Below are 20,356 nucleotides of genomic sequence, written 5' to 3' on the forward strand. Positions count from 1 at the left end.
TTCCGACTACGGCGTCTCGCCTGCTCTTCTTTAGTCCACTTCCAGCCGCATGACGACGTCGCGTATGACGATCGGTGCGGATGCCTGCTCGGACAGGACGTCCAGCAGGTCGGGGCGGATCAATACGGCACAGCCGGTTGTCCGCGGCCAGGGCAGGCTGTAGGCGCTCCGCTCGTACTCTGTGCGCCAGCAGATGAACCGCAGGGCCGAACCGTGGTCGTCCTCCAGTGTCAGCGGGGCTCCGGGCCTCAGGCGGAGTGCGGTTCGGAGCCACGGGGTGGGTGTCAGTGTGAAGCCGGGTAGTCCCAGGCCTTGGGCGGCGTCTGCGGCGGCGGTCATGGCACGGTCGAGTCCGAGGAGCGGGCTCCCCGGCGGGACGTCAGCGGCGGAGTGCTGCCCCGGCGGTCGGGTCCACTCCTCGAGGGCTCCCTCTGAGAAGGGGAGTGTGCTGCGTTCCTGGTTCCCGTTGTCCCTCACTTCCGGGCCCGAGAAGCTCACGACGGTTAGACCGGTCGTCCGGGTGCGCGGTGACAGGAATTTGCGTTCCTCCACGGAAGCGAGGATGTGCCAGCCCGGGAGGGTCTGTCCGGTGCGGGCAGCAACTTGCGCCAGTGGCTGTGTGGAGATGGTCTCGGCGGTTGTTCCGGCCGCCGGGGTGTCCTGGTCGGACGGGTCGTCCGGGCCGGGTGGCAGCCGCAGGTCGGGGCGCGGACAGCGTGCCTCTTCGAAGGCCAGCGGGATGCGGGGGTCGTCTGTCAGTGCGCTGGCCAGCTGGTCCTCCCCGACGGTCGGATCGCTCGCGCCCAGGCCCTGCGAGAGCCTGTGCGCGCGGCTGCCCGCTGCCACTGTCTGGATCGCCTCTTCGATGGTCTCTTCGATGGCGAGATAGGCGTCCGGCAGCTCGCCCTCGTCGACACTTCGGTTGGCGCGGAGTTGGGTCTTGTTCCTCTCGATGACGCGCTCGGTGTCGATTTTGCGGCGGACCTTGGCGAGGACCGCTCGGATCAGTCCGGGCTGCAACTGCTCGGCTTCGGTCAGTCGCGCGTCGGCCACCTCGGCCACCATCCCCGCCAGCACACGCTCTCTCGGGCTGTCTCCCTGTGCGGTGGGAGTCCACAGGCTGCTCGGCGGCTTCAGCGCGGCCGGGTCCGAGGGTCCCATGGGCACGCTAGCCACATCGGTGAGCAGTCGGCGGGCGAGGGAGCGAACGGTAAGCAGCGGTCCTCGGGCCAGGGCCTCGAGCGCGTCCTGGCAGTGGTCCACGACGGGTTGGGCCGCCGGCCCTTGTTCGTGGAGGAGGCACAGCAGCCACATCAGGGTCGCCGGATCGGAGAGTTGCCCCAGAGCTAGGGCCATGGCGGGTGCCGTGGCTTCGGGGCGCAGTGTGATCAGGGACCGCGTTGCGACCATCGCTCGGCGTTTGCCTTCTCGGCCCGCGTGTGCGACTGCCGCCAGTGCCGCGGTCGCGAGTACCTGGTCGAGATCGCCGGGTGCGGGGGTGCCGTTGTCGTTGTCGTTGTCGGGGTCGAGGTAGGGGAGTTGGGGGTCGTCGCTGTCGTGGACTCGGGGTGCTCTGCTCTCGATGACCGTTGCGGCTTCGTCCCAGAGGGCGAAGGCCAGGTCGAGGGAGTCGTTCGGGGGCAGGGCGAGGGCTTGGTGGGCGAAGGCGTAGATCAGTGCCTGGGTGATGCCGTGGGTCCCGTACCGGCCGGTGTTCACCACTGCTTCGGCCTCTTCGGTGATGACGCGGTGGGTGAGGGCGGGGTCGAGTTGCGCAGCTGCGCGAAGGGCGTCGAGGGCTGTCTCGCCGCCGAAGTTCAGCCATCCGCCTTGTCCGCGCGTGCGTACCCAGGTCAGTGCGTAGGCTTCGGCGGCGAGAGCGTCGTGGCCGTTGTGGTGAAGCTTGTCCGCGAACTGGCGCAGCAGGAGTGGTCCGTCCCGGAAGTCGAAGGGGCCGGCGATGGCACGCAGGACTTGTGCGGCCTCATCGGTCTGTCCTTGGGCGGCGAGGTTGAGCAGGCCAGCGCCGACGAGGTCTGTCATCTGTTCGAGAGTGTGCTGTGGCGTGTCGGCCTCGTACGGGCTCAGGTGCCATGCGCGCAATGCCCGGATCAGGCCGACCGGTTCGGAGGGCGCGGGCGACAAGGCGGCAGGTGAGGTTGGGGCCGACGGCTCTGCTGGCCCGGGTGCGCTGCGGCGGTTCCGGAGTTCGTCGGTGGTCGGCGGTTCGGGCAGGAGGGCGATCTGCGGGGCGCCGATGCGTTCGGCGACGGCGTTGAGTTCCGCGACGAGTTGTGCGTCGGCCAGCCTGGCCCGGTCGCCGAAGGAGTCGCGGTTCGCTTGCTGCTCGTCGGCCCTGCTCAGTGCGATATGCAGAAGTTGTGGAACGCCGTCGGGCGTGGAGTGGCCGACCGTTTGGGCGAGCCGGTCCAAAAGTGCGGGGTCGGCTTGGAGGAGCGGGGTGTCCAATGTGAGGCGGAGAGCGGTTGCCACGACCGGGTCGGCGGTGTCGCTCCACGCGTGCCAGAGGGCTTCTCGGGCGCCGTGGAGGATGGTGTTCGGGCCGTTGCAGTCGCCGAGTAGGCCGGTGGCTGCGAGATCGGCGAGGGCCGTGGGGTCTGCCCCGGCCAGGACGTTCCACCACCGGGGGCGGGCGGCGCTGGTCTCCTTGCCATCGGTGTGATGGACCAGGCGTTCGCACAGTGGCTGGATTCGCGCCGCCCGCGCTCGCCCCCGGGCCGGGTCCGCGGTGACCAGGGCGGGCAGGGGATCCAGGACTTCGTAGACGGTGATGTCCTTGCGCCAGCCGTAGGCCACCAGGAAGTGGCAGGCCGCCAGCCAGTGTTCCTCGGCCTCGGCGAGGTCGTCGGCGGTGAGGGCGAGGCGCGCGTGGATAAGGCGGTAGCGGGCGAGGTCGCTGTAGTAGCGTCCGCCGGCCTGCTGGAGGAACTCGTTGCGGACTGCTTCGTCGACGCTGGCCCGTCGTGCGGGCGTGGCGTGCTCGACAGCGATCGTAAGGAGTGTGTCGGCTGGCAGCGGTCCACCCATCTCGCCGCGCAGGCTGACGCTGATTTCCCGGCTGACGTGGATGAGGGTCTGCCACGCCTGCGGCCAGTCCTGGTCGGACACGAGGGTGACCGCCCGGCGTACTGACTCTTCGATGAGCGGATGGATCGGGTAGAGGTCGCACGCACGCGGGCTGCCGGTGAAGGGGCTGAGGTCTGCGGTCAGGAGCCCGAGGGCTTCGATGACCAGGCCAGACCGGGTGGGTGCTGCGGCGGCTTCGGCGCGTGCGAGGGCGATCGCGAACCGCAGCCAGCAGGGGTACCAGCCGGGCCCCTGGACGAGAGCCGGTACCGTATCCAGAGCGATAGGGTCGGTCTGTGCCGTGATCGCCAGGGCATCGAGCCACTTGGCCACGGACACGGGGCTCCACCGGACTTGTTCGTTCTGTACGTCGTGAGTGAGGGAGAACAGGGTGTTGCGGGCAGTCGAAGTCTCGTCGGTCGCAAGGCCTTCAGCGAGATCGGCGGCAGCGACCCCCAGCGCGAGCAGCCGGTGCCCCGTTCCCAGCACGTATCCCAGTTCGGCGGCCTCCTGGGCCCAGTCCGCGGCGCTGCCCTCTTCACTGGGCACCGAGCCTGCGGCGATCTGCTCGGCGAGCGCGAGGCATGCCGGGCCGCCCGTTGCAAGACGCAGCACTAGGTCGGTGACGGCCTCGATTCCGACGGTGTCGAGGAGCGTCTTCACGACAGCGTCGGCCGCTGCTTGGTCACCCCGTTCCTCGAGCCACTCGGCGATGTGGTCCAGCGACACCGGCCGGTCGAGCCCGTTCTCCCCCGGCTCCTCCGCTATCCCCTGATGCGCCGCCGACAGGCGCAACCGGCCACGCAGGCATGCCAGTTCAACGGCTCGGTCGGACTCCGCCCCGTAGGAGGTGTCATCCGATTCGGCCTCGTGGTCGTGTGCCGTCATGTACGCGTGCCAGGGGGCCACGGCGCCTGCCGCGTCGAGGACAGCGCACATCTGCAGACCTGCCCGGGCGGGCATGACGGTCTGCCCGTCGTGCAGGAGCCGGTCCGCCAGCGTCTGAGCCCCCATCAAGGCAATGGGCACGTCGGCGAATTCCACCAGGTCCGAGTCGAAGCGCTCGAACTCATACGTCTGCGCGGCCCTGGCGAGTTCGACGCAGCGCGCGATGACCGGCCAGTTCGCCGTCTTGGCAGCACAGCGCAGGGCGGTGGCCAGGTTGTCTCTGATCGCCGAGGCTGGGTGGGCGGTGGCGACGGCTCGCGTGACGAAGTCCCGCCCAATGTGGTCCAGCACCTCCGTGTCACGCCCCGCTTCGGCGAGGATCTGCAGGAGGCGGCGGAAGGCCCTCGGGTCGTCGAACAGTCCTTTCCCAGTCAGCCAGGTGGCGATCAGCACCAGCGTCGATACCGAGGCCCTGGGGTCGTTCTCGTAGCCCAGGCGCAGGTAGCGGGCGAACGACTCGTGGTAGATGCGGATTTCGCTGGGTCCGGATCTCCCTGAGAGCACCGGGGCCAGCACCTTCAGCGCGTCATCGATCCTGTGCGCCCGGTCCGGGATGATCTGCCCGAGCTCCTCGCGGGTGACGGTCACGCCGAGCAGGGCGATGATGTCCGCGACGACATAGGCTTCTGCGCCGAGGGTGTCGTAGAGGTGGGCGTAGTAGCCCTCCAACGATCCCTGGTAGGCCGGGAGCGCATGTACCACTGCCGCGGCCTTCGTGATTGTCTCCGGTCGGAGGGCGACCTCGCGGCAGAGGTACGTCGCGTATAGAGCGTTGCCGCCCGAGCGTTCCTGCAACGCGTCCAGGAAGTCGGTCACGTCGCGGTCGTCGCTCAGGAGCACCTCGGTGCGATTGTTGTCCGCCGCCGGGACGAGCCCGAGCCGTTCCGCTACGGCGCGGCACTCGTGCGCGGCAAGTGGCGGCACGGCGACGGAAGCCGCCCTTGCGTCCTGGAGGGGGACGAGGTGGGTTCCGGGCTGGCTGAGGACGATGAGGACACTGCCGGGCGGAAGAGGCAGCGAGCTGAGGACAGTGGCAAGGCCCAGAGACGGATCGGCTCTCCTGGTCCTTCCTCCTTGTACGCGGGTGACGTGGTCCAGGCCGTCCACGACGAGCGCCACGCGCCGGGTGGGGTCCCTGCGCAGGGCAGCGTCCACCGCCGTCGTCAGTGCTTTCGTATCAGCGGCGAAACGCGGGCGCTGCTCCTGGACGAGGCCGGGGTCCGACTCGGCCATCCGGCCCAGCAGGCTGCCGAAGACCGTTTCGGTGACCACCCGGGTCAGCTGGTCGCCGTCGGCATCGCCTAGGTAGCAGTAGTGCTCGGCGACCAGCCATCCGTCACCGGTAAGTTGGTCGACTAGCTGCTGGCACGCCCAGGACTTGCCTTGTCCCGGAGGTCCCGTGACCAGCAGGATTCCCCCATCGGCTGCCACCGTCCCGGCCTTTTCCGTCAGGACGCCAACCGTGGCGGGCCTGGCCACTTCCAGGGCGCAGTCGACAGGGTTCTCGCGCACGACGGCGCCGAGGTCGCTGCGCAACTGGGCTTGGCGTAGTAGCTCGCGCGGTGTCACTTCGCCGCCGCGCTGCCGGGCGGAGCGAACCGTGCGGATCAGCGCCTCGGCGACGTCCACCGGCGAACGTCCCTCGTTGGGGTAGAGCCCCGCGCCGAGCTCGCTGCGCACCCGCTGGAGGAGAACCTGCTCGGCTGGCCCTGGCTGCAGAAGGTCCGTCGTCATAGCCGGTGCGCCGACTTCCACCACCAAGTGATCGCACAGCCATTCCAGGTCCTGCCTGGACACAGCCGTGTTACCTCTGGTCAGGAACCCAAAGACATTGCCCGCCTGGCGTCGGCCCTGCGCTTTCAGGCTGAACCCTCGCCAAAGGGCGTCCGCATCGAACCGCAACAGTGTGGACTTCATCCCCGTCAGGAACAGCGCGTCAGAGGAGCGGGCGGGCACCATCATCGCGTTCAGTACGGCATCGTCCGGAGGTGCGTCGCGCATCACGATGCGCAACCGGTGCGCGGTGGCGCCCGCCCCAGGGCCGTCCCGGTCGGCGACGGCAGCCGCCACAAGGCGGTCCAGCATCAGCCCGCGGCTGTCGGTCGTGAACGTGGCGTAGCCGAGAGGGCCTTCCTCGTCGGAGTGCTTGAACTGCGTCCGCTCACGGGATCCGTCTGCGTTGATCACCGTGAGGTCGTCAAAGCGGTCGTCCGTCACCAGCTTCTCGTCGACATGGACCCTGGCGATCCCGCCGAGCAGCAGGTCGACGACGCGGCCTGCCTCCATCAAGTCCTGGTACTCGTACCCGCGGTGCGCGGCAGTTAGATCACTCATGTCGGCAGCATTCTCCACCGTCGAACACCCTGCTGGCGCAGAAGTGACCAAACCGCGACGAAGGCTCCCGATCAGGTCCACCGGCTTTGCCGTCGCTGAGGACCGCGGCTGCCATAACGCGCACCACCGACAAAGCCCTGTCGAGTGGCGCAGTCTGTGAGGGCACAGCAGCCGCTACGGCGCGTCGTTCTCCGCTTAAGCACTGCCCGCACTCCAACGCGCGCTGTCTCGCCTCCACTCGGGTGAAGAGTCTCTATGTCCGGGAGGACCGGGCGATGGCCGCGCTTACGGCATGGTTCCCCGACAGCGGCCCGCTCGACATCCTCCGGCGCTTACGCAGGGACGATCTCGTAGTCCTGTGCGACCCAGGGGAGTGGGAGCTCGTCCGAGCTGAAGACGCCGAAGGCCCGACCCAAGACGACTTCATTGAGTCACTTGGATCGGGCCTGCACCCCTTCATGGGGTAATTCTGTGTCCGAGAGAGAGGGGGACTTGCCCCTTTCGTACATGCCCCTCAGCCTGTCCGCGGACCTTGCCTTGGACGGGCGGTGATCTGCGATGGATTCTTCCCGTTGGTCCCGCTGGACAACCATCGCCGCGGTACTTCTTCTGGCCACGATCGCGGCCGTCGTCTCCTACTCGCACATGTACGACCTGGCGCTGCGCCACGGCGAGCCCGCATGGCGTGCTGCCCTGTTCCCGTTGTCAGTCGACGGAACGGTGGTCGCGGCGTCGATGACGTTGCTATCCGACGCCCGCCAGGGAGGCCGCGGCGGACTGCTTCCCTGGAGCCTGCTGATCCTGGGCAGCTTCGCCTCACTCGCGGCCAACATCGCGGTGGCCGATCCCACCGTGTGGTCGCGCATCATCCACGCTTGGCCGTCGTTCGCGCTGATCGGCTCCTATGAGCTGCTGATGCGCCAGTTCCGGGCGAACTCCCCTTGCACACGCAATGCACACGCAATGCGTACGGAGACCGCGGATGACCAGGCCGAGGAGGACCACTTCGTGGACTCGGCCCTGGAGCCCGATGACGCTACCGGTGCAGAGGAGCGGCCCGCACTGCGGGTGGTGCAAGCACGTAGGGCCTCCTCGACGGCAGAGATCGTGGAGACTGTCGCCACCGAAGTTGCGCCGCCTCAGATTCAGTGCGATGCCTGGGCGTGGGCCCTGGCCAACCGCCGTGAAGACGGCTCGTTGCCTTCCGGCCAGGAGCTGGCCGAGCGGTTCGGGCGGAAACCCCGGTGGGGGCGCTTGGTGAAGCAGCGGGGTGAGCAAGGGCTATTGGATGCTGTTGCCTGAGTCGGTGACCTGGTTAGAGGACACACAGGCTTCTCTTTCTGGAGCGTGGCAGTGCTGCCGGCTGATCGTGCTGGTGACGATCCGGCTGCCCACGGTGAGTTGAGTGTTGAATCCTTGGACGAGAAATGTTCTCGATCAGTGCCAGGTTGGTGTGAGTGTGAGGCACCGCTTGGTGGGGCGTTATCCCAGTGCATGGTCATTTAGTGTTGGCCAGTGCTGCCCATGTCGTTCGTGCTCAAGTAATCGGACACATGGAACACACCCTCGCGAACCGCAAAGGGGCATACGAACTGGGGTAGATCTCCCACCCGAGTAGTGGACTAATCTTCGCGTTGAGGTGAGGCGAGGAGTGCTTGAGAACCATGAGTGGTCATCGATTCCCAGGGAGGTTCCCAAGCATGATTCGGACGAAGAGTACTAATTGGGGTCCTTATGTTGTCCCTTCGTGCTTCACTATCCGGTATTTTCCCTGCTCAATCGGCGTGGCAGCCACCCTTCGGGGTGGCTGAGGATCGCAACAGCGCTACTTCCGTTCACCCACCGCAATCGCCCCGGTGGCAGCCACCCTTCGGGGTGGCTGAGGATCGCAACTCCGTGCCTGGGCACGACGTGTTGTTGATGTCGCGTGGCAGCCACCCTTCGGGGTGGCTGAGGATCGCAACGAACTGGTCGGGGGTGATCTCATGCAACAGGAGCGGTGGCAGCCACCCTTCGGGGTGGCTGAGGATCGCAACATGCCGGAGTTCGCATACGAGGCGACCGCGGCTGGTGGCAGCCACCCTTCGGGGTGGCTGAGGATCGCAACCGCGGCAGCGTGGCGCCGCTGATGACGGTGCTCGCGTGGCAGCCACCCTCCGGGGCGGCTGAGGATCGCAACGCCAAGGCAATGGGCCGCGGGCTGGACGAGTGGGCGTGGCAGCCACCCTTCGGGGCGGCTGAGGATCGCAACGACCCGGAGGCCGAGGACGGCCCTGCAAATGGGGGGTGGCAGCCACCCTCTCGGGTGGCCTCAGCAACGATTTGCCACATCCGGCGCAGCTGGACGCCGGGCAGTGCGAGGCACTCGATCGCGACGGAACCTACAGCGGGACGATCCAGTTCCACCTTGAACGAGGCGACCTCGGCGCAGCGTTGGCGCACCTGCTCGACGATGGAGTCCTGTTCCTCGTCGGTGATCGCAGTGGCCGGTGCCGAGTGCAGCAGGGTGAGGTGGATCCACTCGGGCTCGACGGGGACGGTACCGCTGCGGTGGGTGAGCTCGCGGTGGATTTCCACCAGTTCGGTCGGTGGGCTCGGCGGTAGGACGTGCCAGTGGTAGTCCTCGCGACCGGGGGGCCAGCGGGCGTTCACGCGCGCAAAGAAGCTCTCCATCGTGCGTTTCCTTTTAGCTGTCGAACTGGGCGAGGTGCTGTCGTACGGCCTCGGATTCGGGCGCGCCGAGTGCGGTGTGGGCCCGGCAGTGCCCGGTGTAGATGGTGGTGGGCAGGATGGAGGCCGCACGCGCCAGGTGCGTGTGCGCGCGTGGCCGCGGTTCGCTCGACCGCGGTGGCGATCAGTGCGGCGTTGTTGTCCACCTCGTTCCCATCGGGTCCGCGCATGGTGCCCTCGAGCCCGATACGGAGGTCGCGCCCGGCGGCCGCGGCGGCGTCGAGCAGCGGCCAGGCGGTGTCGTCGGCGCCGTGGAGCATGCGGGGAAGCTCGATGTGGGCGCGGTCGAGGACGGCGTCGATGGTCGAGGCGTTGGCCAGCGCGTCCTTCGTTGTGACCTGGGTCGGCTCGACCAGCGCCGCGACGACGTCGGCGGCCAGGCCGGTGGCGGCCAGGATGCGGGCGGAGTCGGGAGTCGCGAGGCCGGCCTCGACCCCCACCCGGCGGTCGATCAGCAGCCGCGCGATCTCCACGGAGCCGGGCTCGTGCAGGTTCACCGTCGCCGTGTCGGGCATCTCGCCCCAGCGCTGCACCAGGTCGTAGCGGCGCCAGGGATCGGGCTCCGCGGACAGGGCGGTGGTCACGCTGATCGGCACACCGGGGATCGCGGCCCGCAGCGCCTTCATCAGCGGGGTCAGGACCTGGGGTTCCAGCGACTCGGCACCGCGTGCGTCGCGCGGATGGATGTGGATCTCGTCGGCACCGGCGTCGACAACCGCTCGGGCATCCGATGTGAGCTGGTCGGGCGAGACCGGCAGAGCCGGGTGTGCCCCCGGACGACGGTCACCGTTCAGACACGCGACGATCCTCATGGTCAACCTCTCGCAGGTGAGGGCTGGTGGGGAGTGGCGCCGCCTCCCGGGGTCCCTACGGTCTCGGAGGGCGGCCGTGCCGCCGTGCCAATCCCGTACGGCATGGCGGCCCGCCGCGCCGCGTGTGTGAACAGGCATACGCGGCGTGGGAGTTTTACGTAGGCGCTTCCTCCTCGCCTGGGTCGAGTCGGGCGAGCAGCCGCCCGACCTCGTCGGCTTCGGGGGCGTCGAAGGCGGTGTAGCCCGACAGTGCCCGCTGTAGATGGTGGCGGGCGTGTGCGACGTGGCCGCGCAGCATGGCCACGTCGCCCAGCATTTGGTGGGACCGGGCGATCTCCATGGGGGCCTGGGCGCGTTGGGCTAGGTGGAGTGCTTCGTCGAGGGCGGTTCTGGCCTGGTCCCCACGGTGGGTTTTGATGTGCAGGTCGGCCAGGCCGATGAGGAGGCGGCTGGTCATGTAGTCGTCGCCGATCGCGGCGAAGTGCTGGTGGGCGTGGGTGAGGTAGTCCAGGGCGTGGTCGTGGTTGCCGGCGTCGCGGTGGGCTTCGCCGAGGCGGCGGTGCATCATCGTGATCGCACGCGGGTCGTCCTCGGCGGTGACGAGCGCAAGGGCGCGGGAGAATCGCGCGATGGCTGAGCGCGGGTTCCCGGAGACGAGATCGGTGACGCCGAGGGACTCCAGCGCGGATGCTTGGCCGAGGCGGTGGCCAACACGCAGCCACAGCTCGTGGGCGCGGTGGCAGCCGTTGGCGGCGGTTTCGACGTCGCCAAGGTGGAGGTGGGCGCTGGAGAGGGCGACCAGCATGCGTGCCCGGGCAGCGGGTTCGCCCAGTTCGTGGGCGGCGGCCAGGCCCGCGGTGTGGGTCTGTAGCCATGCGTCGTAGTGGCGGTTGTAGCTGAAGAGTTCCCACATCGCCTCGCACAGGTGCCAGGCGGTGTGGTTGCGTCCGCTGTCGTGGGCGAGGTCCACCAGCGCGCGCAGGGTGGGCAGCTCCGTGGTCAACCAGTCCAGCGCGGACGTCCGACCATCGAATACCGCAGGCTGATTGCGTGCCTCGTCGAACATGGGGTTGAGGTGCCAGCGCCAGGTGTTGAGTGTGAGAGGGCGTTTCGTGGGGTGATGCCCCCAGTGTCTTATTGTGATGATGTGAATTTGTAGCGTTACTCCTGCCTGGTGGGCTTGGGTGTGCTGGGATGACCAGGTGAACGAACGCAAGCCCTACCCCAGCGACCTCTCCGACGAGCGGTGAGCCCTGCTCGAGCCGGTGATCACGGCCTGGAAGGCAACGCACCCCTCGGCCAGCGGCCACCAGGGCGCCTACGACATGCGCGAGATCGTCAACGCGATCCTCTACCAGGGCCGCACCGGCTGCCAGTGGGACTACCTACCCCACGACCTGCCGCCCCGCAACGCGGTCTACTACTACTTCGCCAAATGGCGCGAGTGAGGGCACCGACCAGACCATCCACGACCTGCTGCGCTGGCAGGCACGCGAGAAACGGGCACGATTATCCGCCCCGAGCCTGGTCGTACTGGACACCCAGAGCATCCGCGCGGCGGCCGCCGTGCCCTCGACCACGACCGGCAACGACGCGGGCAAACGCGTCACCGGGCGCAAGCGCGGCCTGACCGTGGACGTGCTGGGCCTGGTCGTGGCGGTGGTCGTGATGGCCGCATCCGCGCATGAGAACACCGCTGGCATCGCCCTGCTGGACCGGGTGGCCGCCCAGAGTGACACCGTACAGACAGCCCTGGTCGACCAGGGCTTCAAGAGCACGGTCGTCGACCACGGCGCCTCTGTGGGCATCGGCGTGGACATCGTCCAGCGCAACCCGGCCGAGAAGGGGTTCGTCCCCCAGCCCACGCGGTGGGTGGTCGAACAGACCTACGGCACCCTGGTCCTGCATCGGCGCCTGGTCCGCGACTACGAGCACCGTCCCACCAGCTCCGAATCGCGCGTGTACCGGGCGATGAGCGACGTGACGACCCGCCAGCTTACCCACACCTCCAGCATGTCCTGGCGCGACACATGAACCACCACGAGGCGAAACCGCTGCTGAAGACCCTCGACGAGCGCGAACAGGCGCTCACCCACCAGGCCGAGCAGACACGCGCCCACATCGGCGAACTCACCACCAAGCTCGATGAACTCACCCAGGCGATCACGCATCTGCAGATCACCCGCACGGCCCTGCTCTCCCTGGTGGGTAAGGACGACGTCGAGCCGAGCACGCCGCCTGGCGCACTGCCCACCCTGCCTACGAGCAGATCATGACCGCATTCGCCGACCTCGCCCGGCCACTGCGCGCCCGCGACCTGTGCCAGGCCCTGGACCTGCCCATCGCGTCGAAGAACGTCGAGAACATCCGCTCCAAGCTCAAACGCCTGGTCAGCCGCAGCATCCTCAACGAGACTGAACCAGGCCTGTTCACCCAGCCGCGCCCATAGCCCACACGCGAACCCCTGACCAGCCCGCCTCGTCCAGCCCTAACGACGAAAGGGACATCAACCCACGAAACGCCCTCTCAGACACCCGACCGATCCTAACGCTGCGTAGGGGAGTCCCAGCCCGCAGCAAGTCACAACACAGAGGGACGCTCCCGAGGAAAGCGGCGGAGCGTACCTCCTCCTCGGTGTCCAGCACGACCCCTGAAGGCAGGGGCGCGGTGACGAGCGAACGAGAGCGACTTCCCCTGTGGAGAACGAGCCGGGCCGTTGCGCTGAGGGCAGGCGTTCGAGGGAGCGAATGTGGAACCCAACGACCGACTCCGCGCGGCGCGCGAGGCCTGCCCTTCACCTTCCGCTCCGGGGGAGCCGATGAGCCGGGCGGAGCTAGCCGAGGCGGTCAACGAGCACCTGTGGCGCGCGACCGGGAAGCGCTATGGGCTGGGCGCCCACGCCATCGCGCGCTACGAACGCGGCAAGATCAGTGGACGATGCCCGCGGTCCACCACTCCACGGCGGTGTTGATGTCGTCGTTCTGTACGAAGACGGCGGCCGCCGCGTCCCACACGTCGGCGTCCTCGGGATCTCGCTGCGCAGGGCGTCCGCGGCGGCCCGGGCCGCCGTCGCGGCTGCACGGCCCCCGCGGGCGGGCTCAGCGATACCCCGTGGTGTCGGCGGGCTTGCCGGCCTGTTCGACCTCCACGATGTAGCGCCAGGCGTCGGGTCGGCTGCCGTCGATGTCGGTCAGGTCGTAGCGCTGCGCCAGCTGGAAGCTGTTCAGGGTCTGGCCGCTGAACCGTTCGCGCTCGGGGTCGGACGCCAGTGCGGCCACGCCGCGGGCCACGTAGGTGGGCGTCTCCGAGATCGCGAAGTGCGGGTTCTGGGCGGTGCCGTCGCGCCAGTTCTCCTCGGTGACCCCGAACGCGTCCTCCAGCATGGCCTCCGAGCGCAGCCAGCCCGGGGTGAGTGCCACCGCGGTGCAGCCGTAGTCGGCGGTCTCGGCGGCCTCGGCCTTCGCCAAGGGGTGGGAGGTCGCCTTGGCGAGGTAGTAGCCCAGGGTGGTACCGGTGCGGTAGGAGGCGTTGTACTCCTCGGTGCCGTCGGTCAGCTCCACCACCAGCCCACCGGGTTGTCGGATGACCAGCGGCAGCAGGAAGTGCACGGTGATCACGTGCGCCTCGATGGCCAGGCGCAGCATGCCCAGCGTCGACTCCAGGGGGTGCTCCCACACCGGGATGTTCCACGCCAGGTGGTCCCCGCCCCACAGGCCGGAGACCAGGATGTCCAGGTGGCCCTGCTCGGCGTCGATCCGTTCCGTGAGTCCGCGCACCTGCTCCGGCTCCAGGTGGTCCACCCGCAGCGCGGTGCCGGATCCCCCTGCCGCGGTGATCGCCTCCACCGTGCCTTCAATGGTCTCCGGCCGGCCTACTTCCGAGCGTGTCGTCCCGGAGCTGCGCCCGGTCACGTACACATACGCCCCCGCGCGGGCCAGCTCCACCGCGATCGCCCGGCTCGCCCCCCGGGTTCCCCCGGCCACCAGTGCCACGCGTCCGTTCAGTTCCTTTGTCATGCCGACCAGGTTCGCGGCGAACCCTGCCATCCCCCGGCAGGGTTTCCGCGGGTCGACCATCCTGCCCCACACTCCGAGCCCGCACCCTCCCGGCGCCACTCCCGTGGATCTTGCTGCCACCGCCGCCGAACGCGGGCACGTGCGGCTCGGCGACCTCGTGCCAGACCGAGACAAGGACCGTCGACATCCAGCGGCGTAGGGCGGGCCGGGCGCACGGCCGGGACGCCCGCGATGCTCAGCCACCCGGCCATATCCAGCTCGCGGTGGACGCGTACGGCGGGTGGCAGTGATGCGCAGGACGAGCCCTTCCTTCGGCAGCAGCACCGAGGCGTTGGCCCCCCACCGGCCTCAGTACCTTGCGCCCGGCGATGGCGAGACCGAGCGCCGCACGTGCCCGCGCGGCGGTGTGCAGTGCCGCTGCTTGAGTGAGCGACTCACCGGTGTGAGCAGCCATCCCCTCTCCCTCCAGCCGTGGTCCTGGTTGGCGGCAGCCCTCTCACCCTGGGCGCCGAGGGGGCATCGGGCCCGCGGGGCACGTTGGGCGCTCCAGATTGCCCTGCGATGCCCCGCAGAATGCCCTGCCGTGCCCCGCGTGCTCGTGTCAGGGTGAGCGTGTGACTACGCAGCGAACGACGAGCGGCGACGTTGAGGACGCGGCCGGCGCATCGAACCAGGACCCTCAGGCTCTGCGCAGCGCCATGGTGGAGGGGATCATCGCCCGGCATCAACAGCTCGGGCGGGTGGTGCCGCCCGGCGTGGAGGCGGCATTGCGCACCGTGCCGAGGCACCTGTTCGCGCCCGGGGTCGGGCTGGAGAAGGCCTACGCCGATGATGTGCTGGTCACCAAGGAGAACGAGCGCGGGGTCCACCTCAGCTCGGTCTCCGCCCCCAACGTCATTGCCGGCATGCTCGGCCAGCTCGACGCCGAGACCGGGCAGCGGGTGCTGGAGATCGGCAGCGGGGGCTATAACGCCGCGCTGCTGGCCGAGCTGGTGGGACCCGAGGGGTCAGTGACCACGATGGACATCGACGCCGAGGTGGTGGAGCGGGCGCGGGCGTGCCTGGATCGCGCGGGCTATGGGCGGGTGCGCACGGTGTGCGCCGACGGGGAGTACGGCGCCGCGGAGTTCGCTCCGTTCGACCGGATCATCGTGACCGTGGGCGCCTGGGATCTCCCACCGGCGTGGCTGGAGCAGCTCGCCGAGGGCGGGCGGCTGGTCGTCCCGCTGCGCACCAAAGGGCTGACGCGGTCCTGGGCCCTGGAGCGCGCCGAGGGGCATCTGGCCAGTCGCAGCCATTTGATGTGCGGGTTCGTGCCGATGCAGGGCGCCGGAGAGCACCGCAGGACCGGGATCGCCCTGCACGGTGAGGAGGTCACGCTGTGGCTGGATGACGGCGCGCAGGTCGATGCCGCCGCGCTGGCCGGGCTTCTGACCACGCCGCGGGCGGAGGCATGGACGGGGGTGACGCGCCGCAAGGGCGAACCCTTCAGCGATCAGGACCTGTGGCTGGCCACCACGCTGCCCGGCGCGTGTCAGCTGGCCGCCTCCCAACAGGCCGTCGAGCGCGGGCTGGTCGCGCCCACATGGCGGCTGGGAACCCCCGCCCTGCTGGAGGGCACCACGCTGGCCTACCGTGCCAAGCTGCGCCCGACGGGAAGCGGAGAGGATCCGGAGATCTCCGAGTTCGGCGCCTACGCCCATGGACCCGAGGCCGCCGCGGTCGCCGAGCACCTCGCCGCACAGATCCGCCGATGGCACCAGGCCGGAAGTCCGGCACCGCGCCTGAGTGCCCACCCCGCCGACACGCCGGACGCCGCGCTGCCCGAGGGCTGCGTCCTGGACAAGCGGCACACCCGGCTGGTCATCACCTGGCCGGAATCCGATCGATAGTCCACCCTCCCTTATCCCTGTGTGTAAAGGAGTCTGCAATGGATCCCCTCACGCTCACGACGCCCGAGGACGAGCTGGACCTGGACGTGCGCTTCGTCGAGTCCGGCATCCCGGTCGTAGGGCTCGACACTGAGGACTGCACCAGCGACAACTGCGGCGACACCTCGGCCGACGACTGCTAGCAGCACGCCTGGTCCGCTTCTTCTGCACGTTGGTGGAGGCCGACGATGCCCGCTCGCCCCCGCTTCCGGGCCCTGGACGCCGGGCTGGTGCGCCTCACCGCCCACCACGACACGCGGGAGCTGGGCCCGTGGCCGGACCTGACCGGCCAGACGTCTGCGCACGTGCCGGGCTGGCGCGACTGGCTGCGGCGGGTGTGGGAGGGCGAGCATCTGGTGGAGGCCATCGAGGTCGCCAGCTCGCACCTCGCCCGCGCGGTCGCCGCGGTGTGTGCCGGCCAGGAAACACGGCCGCGCCACGTACGCCGCACCGTGGAGTCCGTGGCGCGCTACCTGCTGCGGATGCACAGCCGGGCCACCCCCTTCGGGCACTTCGCCGGGGTGGCCCCGGCGCGCCTGGGTACCCGCGCGCAGGTGCATGCGGGGGAGCAAGTGCCCGTGGCGCGTCCGGATCCCGTCTGGCTGGCCGCGGCCCTTGCCGATCTGGAGGCCCGGCCCGACATCCTGCGGCGCTTGACGGTGGTCGCGAACACCCTGGGAGGCGCGCGGGGCGAGCGTTGGGTGCTGCCGTGGCAGCAGCGGCCCGGAGAGTTCGGCGAGCTGGAGCTCGGTGAGGTGTCCCTGCGTCGCACCCGCGCCGTCCAGGCTGCGCTGGAGGCCGCGCGCTCACCCATCACCGTCGAGAACCTGGCCGAGAAGGTGGCCGCGGAACTGTGCGACGTCACGCGGGAGCGCGTCGATCCGATGCTGGCCACATTGGTGGCGCAAGGCGTGCTGATCACGCCCCTGCACCCTCCGATGACCTCGACCGACCCGTTGGGCCGTGTCATCGACCAGCTCACCGCGGCCCGGTCCGGCGCGGAGCGCGGCGACACGGTCGCGCGGTGGCGCGCGGTGCGTGAGCAGCTCACCCGCTATGGGGAGGCCACCTCGCCGCCGCGGCGCCGAGCGATACGCACGGCCGCCACGCGATGCATGCAGGCGATCCGCACTGCCCCGGAGCCGCGGCTCGCAGTGGACCTGCGGGCGGGGGAGGGAGTGGAGCTTCCGTCCGCGGTGGCCCGGGAGGCAGAACGCGCGGCCGCGGCGCTGGTGGACTTGAGCCCTCACCCGTCGGGCACGTCGGCGTGGTGCGACTACCACGGCCGGTTTCTGGAGCGCTACGGCTCCGGTGCGGTGGTGCCCCTCGGTGAGCTCACCCACCCCGATACCGGGTTGGGTTTCCCGGCCGGCTACCGCGGCTCATCCACCGCGACGCCTCCTGGACTGTCGGAGCGGGACCGCGGCCTGCTGCGCCTGGCCCAGCAGGCCGCGCTGGAACAACGACGCGAGGTGACCCTCGGTGAGGAGGACCTGGCCGCGCTCGTCCGACAGACCACGGAAACGACCCCGGACGGCCCGCCGCACACCGAACTACGATTCCACCTGTACGCCCCGAACACTGCGGCGCTGGATCGGGGCGCGTTCACCCTCGTGGTGGACGGCGCCTCCCGCCAGGCCGGAGCGCTGAGCGGGCGGTTCCTCCACCTCCTGGAACCGCGCGACCGGGAGCGGATGATGCGCGCGCTGTCCGGGCTGCCCTGCTTCCACCCCGACGCCACGCTCGCGCAGCTCTCCTGCCCGCCGCTCGCGGCGCGGAATCGGCATGTCGCCTGCGCTCCGGGCGTCTTCCCTCGGATCTCGCTGGGCGAGCACCCCGGCAAGCCCGACGATGAGCTCGCGGTGGAGGACCTCGCCGTCGGCGGCGACGAGCGGCACCTGTTCCTGGTCTCGCTCTCGCAGGGGTGCGTGGTCGAGCCCGTCATGTTGAACGCAGTGGCGTTGCGCCACGCCACCCACCCCCTGGCGCGGTTCCTGTGCGAGATCACCACTGCCCGCGCCGCGGTGTGCACACCCTTCTCCTGGGGAGCTGCCGAGGAGCTGGCGTTCCTGCCGCGGCTGCGCCACCGGCGCACCGTGCTCGCCCCCGCCCGCTGGCGCGTGTCGGTCGCCGAACTGCCCGGGCCCACGGCGCCGTGGCGGGACTGGGAGCAGGCGTGGTCCCACCTGAGCCGCCGACGGGGTCTGCCCGCGCGGGTTTTCCTCGGTGAACACGAGCGCCGCCTGGGCCTCGACCTGGACGAGCCCGCCCACCGTGCGCTGCTGCGCCGCCACCTAGACCGGGCCGGGCACGCCGACCTGGCCGAGGCCCCCGACGCGAGAGCGATGGGCTGGATCGGCGACCGCGCCCACGAAATCGTCCTGCCCCTGGCCGCTACCCGCCCCCAGGCCCCGCGCCGCTCGGGGCCAGCCCAGGTGCGGCGTCATGACGGGCACCTGCCGGGCGCCTCGCCGTGGCTCTACACCCGGCTACATGCCCACCCCGCGTGCCAGACCGACATCCTCACCGGCCACCTGCCCGCACTGTTGGCCGACTGGCACGAAGGCCCGGCCGACGCGGCATGGTTCCTGCGCTACCGCGAACCCGACCCCCACCTGCGGCTGCGCCTGCGTCTGCACGAGGCCGACCACTACGGCGCGGGGGCCCAGCGCCTGGGCGTCTGGGCCCGGCACCTGCAGGAACGCGGCCTGCTCCAGAGTCTCGTGCTGGACACCTACCGCCCCGAGGTCGGACGCTTCGGCACCGGCACGGCGATGCAGGCGGCCGAGGCCGCCTTCGCCGCCGACTCCGCCGCCACCCTCGCCCAACTCACCCTCACCACCAGCGGTGGTGCGTCTCCGCAGGCCCTCACCGCGGCGAGCCTCATCAACTTGGCCGCCGCCTTCACCGGCGGCTTTGAGGCCGTGCTCGATTGGCTGATCGCCCACCCCCGCACCCACCCAGGCCGGTCCCCGTCCCGCGAACTCCGAGCCGAGACGCTGCGCCTGGTCCACCCCGACCAGGGCCTGGCCATCCTGAACGCACTGTCCGGCGGGGAATCACTGCTGCAGGCGTGGCAGTGGCGCCGCACGGCCGTGGCCGCCTACCGCGCCCACCTGACCGAGCCCGGCGGGCCAGATCCCGACCAGGTGCTGGCATCCCTCCTGCACCTGCATCACACCCGCGTGGTCGGCATCGACCGCGAGAGTGAGCACACCTGCCACCACCTGGCCCGCGCCGCCGCTCTGTCCCTCACCGCCCGCCGGGAAAGGAGCACACCATCCCCGTCGTAGCCACCCGTGCCGCCACTGTGGCCGCGGCCATCGCCGAGACCCTGGCGTACCCGCCCGGCCCGCCGCACCGCGCCGCCTGGGCCCAGTCGCTGTCAACGGGCCCGGCCGGAATCGCGCTGCTGCATACCGAACGCGCCGCCACCGGCCTCGCCCCCCGGCAACCCGTCCACACCTGGCTGGCCACCGCCACCCGCACCACCCTCACCACCGGCCTCCAGGCCGGCCTCTTCCTCGGCGCCCCGGCCGTGGCCTTCGCCGTGCACACCGCCGCCGGTCCGCAGCGCTACACCCGCGCCCTCGCCGCGCTGGACACACGCATCGCCGCCCTCACCCGTCAACGCCTGCACACCGCGCAGGCGCGCATGGACCGCGCCGAACGCCCGGTCCTCGCCGAGTTTGACCTCATCAACGGGCTCACCGGCCTGGGCGCCCACCACCTGCACCGCGACCCCCACGGCTCGCTCCTGCGCGAGGTGCTCGACTACCTCGTGCTCCTGACCCAGCCCGTGGCCGGGCTTCCCGGCTGGTGGACCCACCAGCCCCCCACCGGCCGACGCGACCCGGGCTACCCCGGCGGACACGCCAACCACGGCATCGCCCACGGCATCGCCGGCCCCCTCGCCCTGCTGTCACTGGCCGCCAGAGCCGGCATTCACGTCGACGGCCACACCACCGCCATCCGGCGGATCTGCGCCTGGCTGGACACCTGGCGCCAAGACCACCGCACCGGCCCGTGGTGGCCCGAGACCCTCACCCTCCACGACCTCCAGGAACACCGTCCCACGCAGCAGGCCCCGGGACGCCCGTCGTGGTGCTACGGCACCCCCGGCCTGGCCCGCGCCCAACAGCTCGCCGGCCAGGCCACCGGCGACACCTCCCGCCAGCGCACGGCCGAAGACGCCCTCGCCGGCTGCCTCGCCGACCCTCGCCAATCTGCACACCTCACCGAGCCCGGCCTCTGCCACGGCATGGCCGGGCTGTTCCAAACCGCCTGGCACATCGCCTCCGACGCCCTTTCCCCCGACCTCGCCGACCACCTCCCTGCCCTGGCCTCCCGCCTGCAGGCCGCCGCACCCGACGACGGCCACGGCTTCCTGCGCGGCGCAGCGGGCCGCGCCCTCGCGCTGTGCACGGCCGCCGCCGACCGGCCTCCCGCCACCGGGTGGGACACCTGCCTCCTACTCAACGCACCCGGCGGAACCTGA

Annotated in this window: 14 protein-coding genes, 1 pseudogene and 1 CRISPR repeat array; of the genes and pseudogenes, 11 read left to right on the forward strand and 4 right to left on the reverse strand. The window is 70.1% G+C overall.

What is annotated here, in order from left to right:
* Positions 1 to 30 precede the first annotated feature (30 nt).
* Complete coding sequence (locus F4561_RS07360) at positions 31 to 6,369, reverse strand: ATP-binding protein (protein ID WP_184576034.1); 6,339 nt, start codon at positions 6,367 to 6,369, stop codon at positions 31 to 33.
* 558 nt (positions 6,370 to 6,927) lie between these two features.
* On the opposite strand from F4561_RS07360, the gene F4561_RS07365 reads away from it, so the two are divergent.
* Positions 6,928 to 7,671 carry a DUF2637 domain-containing protein gene (locus F4561_RS07365; RefSeq protein WP_184576036.1) on the forward strand — a complete coding sequence of 248 codons (744 nt, stop codon included), beginning with the start codon at positions 6,928 to 6,930 and terminating at the stop codon, positions 7,669 to 7,671.
* A gap of 482 nt (positions 7,672 to 8,153) precedes the next feature.
* Positions 8,154 to 8,620: direct repeats of the CRISPR family, unit length 37 nt; unit sequence GTGGCAGCCACCCTTCGGGGTGGCTGAGGATCGCAAC.
* A gap of 35 nt (positions 8,621 to 8,655) precedes the next feature.
* On the forward strand, positions 8,656 to 8,973 hold the full coding sequence (locus tag F4561_RS34165; protein ID WP_446684974.1) for a hypothetical protein: 318 nt from the start codon (positions 8,656 to 8,658) through the stop codon (positions 8,971 to 8,973).
* Between the two features lie 221 nt (positions 8,974 to 9,194).
* On the opposite strand, the pseudogene F4561_RS07370 reads toward F4561_RS34165, so the two are convergent.
* Together F4561_RS07370 and F4561_RS07375 are read right to left on the reverse strand one after the other, a co-directional pair.
* Positions 9,195 to 9,911, reverse strand: a pseudogene (locus F4561_RS07370) (3-keto-5-aminohexanoate cleavage protein); the annotation flags it as partial.
* Between the two features lie 154 nt (positions 9,912 to 10,065).
* Complete coding sequence (locus tag F4561_RS07375) at positions 10,066 to 10,977, reverse strand: tetratricopeptide repeat protein (RefSeq protein ID WP_184576040.1); 912 nt, start codon at positions 10,975 to 10,977, stop codon at positions 10,066 to 10,068.
* A 187-nt stretch (positions 10,978 to 11,164) separates the two neighbouring features.
* Between F4561_RS07375 and F4561_RS31980 the strand changes: the two genes are divergently transcribed.
* From F4561_RS31980 to F4561_RS07390, 5 genes are all read left to right on the forward strand, one after another.
* Positions 11,165 to 11,359: a transposase gene (locus F4561_RS31980; RefSeq protein WP_246437457.1), complete on the forward strand. Its 195-nt coding sequence runs from the start codon at positions 11,165 to 11,167 to the stop codon at positions 11,357 to 11,359.
* 76 nt (positions 11,360 to 11,435) lie between these two features.
* A complete protein-coding gene (locus F4561_RS07380) occupies positions 11,436 to 11,945 on the forward strand; it encodes a transposase (RefSeq protein WP_281384169.1) in 510 nt (169 codons plus the stop codon).
* Entirely contained in the window at positions 11,942 to 12,187 is a 246-nt protein-coding gene (locus F4561_RS31985) for a hypothetical protein (RefSeq protein WP_221445398.1), read from the forward strand. Before F4561_RS07380 ends, F4561_RS31985 begins: the two co-directional genes overlap by 4 nt.
* Complete coding sequence (locus F4561_RS31990) at positions 12,184 to 12,360, forward strand: hypothetical protein (protein WP_221445399.1); 177 nt, start codon at positions 12,184 to 12,186, stop codon at positions 12,358 to 12,360. The genes F4561_RS31985 and F4561_RS31990 overlap by 4 nt, the downstream gene beginning before the upstream one ends.
* A gap of 300 nt (positions 12,361 to 12,660) precedes the next feature.
* Positions 12,661 to 12,882, forward strand: coding sequence for a hypothetical protein (locus F4561_RS07390; protein ID WP_184576042.1), 222 nt, complete (start codon positions 12,661 to 12,663; stop codon positions 12,880 to 12,882).
* A gap of 127 nt (positions 12,883 to 13,009) precedes the next feature.
* Here F4561_RS07390 and F4561_RS07395 read toward each other — a convergent pair whose 3' ends face one another.
* Positions 13,010 to 13,927 (reverse strand): SDR family oxidoreductase, encoded by a 918-nt coding sequence (locus F4561_RS07395; RefSeq protein ID WP_184576044.1) that lies wholly within the window; start codon positions 13,925 to 13,927, stop codon positions 13,010 to 13,012.
* Positions 13,928 to 14,541: 614 nt separating this feature from the next.
* Between F4561_RS07395 and fxlM the strand changes: the two genes are divergently transcribed.
* From fxlM to F4561_RS07415, 4 genes are read left to right on the forward strand one after another with little or no spacing between them, the layout of a single operon-like run.
* The gene (gene fxlM / locus F4561_RS07400; protein WP_312885178.1) at positions 14,542 to 15,819 is read left to right on the forward strand and encodes a methyltransferase, FxLD system; all 1,278 of its coding nucleotides are present in this window, start codon (positions 14,542 to 14,544) and stop codon (positions 15,817 to 15,819) included.
* 38 nt (positions 15,820 to 15,857) lie between these two features.
* On the forward strand, positions 15,858 to 16,001 hold the full coding sequence (locus tag F4561_RS07405; RefSeq protein ID WP_184576046.1) for an FxLD family lantipeptide: 144 nt from the start codon (positions 15,858 to 15,860) through the stop codon (positions 15,999 to 16,001).
* A 45-nt stretch (positions 16,002 to 16,046) separates the two neighbouring features.
* Positions 16,047 to 19,151 carry a lantibiotic dehydratase gene (locus F4561_RS07410; protein ID WP_184576048.1) on the forward strand — a complete coding sequence of 1,035 codons (3,105 nt, stop codon included), beginning with the start codon at positions 16,047 to 16,049 and terminating at the stop codon, positions 19,149 to 19,151.
* A 17-nt stretch (positions 19,152 to 19,168) separates the two neighbouring features.
* Positions 19,169 to 20,356, forward strand: a complete 1,188-nt coding sequence (locus F4561_RS07415; RefSeq protein WP_312885179.1) for a lanthionine synthetase C family protein — start codon at positions 19,169 to 19,171, stop codon at positions 20,354 to 20,356.

This window comes from Lipingzhangella halophila, from assembly GCF_014203805.1.
In the GTDB taxonomy this organism is placed as follows: domain Bacteria; phylum Actinomycetota; class Actinomycetes; order Streptosporangiales; family Streptosporangiaceae; genus Lipingzhangella; species Lipingzhangella halophila.

Coding starts and splice junctions, on each gene's coding strand:
- F4561_RS07365 (WP_184576036.1), top strand. CDS start 6,928: ATGGATTCTTCCCGTTGGTCCCGCTGGACAACCATCGCCGCGGTACTT.
- F4561_RS07405 (WP_184576046.1), top strand. CDS start 15,858: ATGGATCCCCTCACGCTCACGACGCCCGAGGACGAGCTGGACCTGGAC.
- F4561_RS07395 (WP_184576044.1), bottom strand. CDS start 13,927: ATGACAAAGGAACTGAACGGACGCGTGGCACTGGTGGCCGGGGGAACC.
- F4561_RS31990 (WP_221445399.1), top strand. CDS start 12,184: ATGACCGCATTCGCCGACCTCGCCCGGCCACTGCGCGCCCGCGACCTG.
- F4561_RS31985 (WP_221445398.1), top strand. CDS start 11,942: ATGAACCACCACGAGGCGAAACCGCTGCTGAAGACCCTCGACGAGCGC.
- F4561_RS07360 (WP_184576034.1), bottom strand. CDS start 6,369: ATGAGTGATCTAACTGCCGCGCACCGCGGGTACGAGTACCAGGACTTG.
- F4561_RS07375 (WP_184576040.1), bottom strand. CDS start 10,977: ATGTTCGACGAGGCACGCAATCAGCCTGCGGTATTCGATGGTCGGACG.
- F4561_RS07410 (WP_184576048.1), top strand. CDS start 16,047: ATGCCCGCTCGCCCCCGCTTCCGGGCCCTGGACGCCGGGCTGGTGCGC.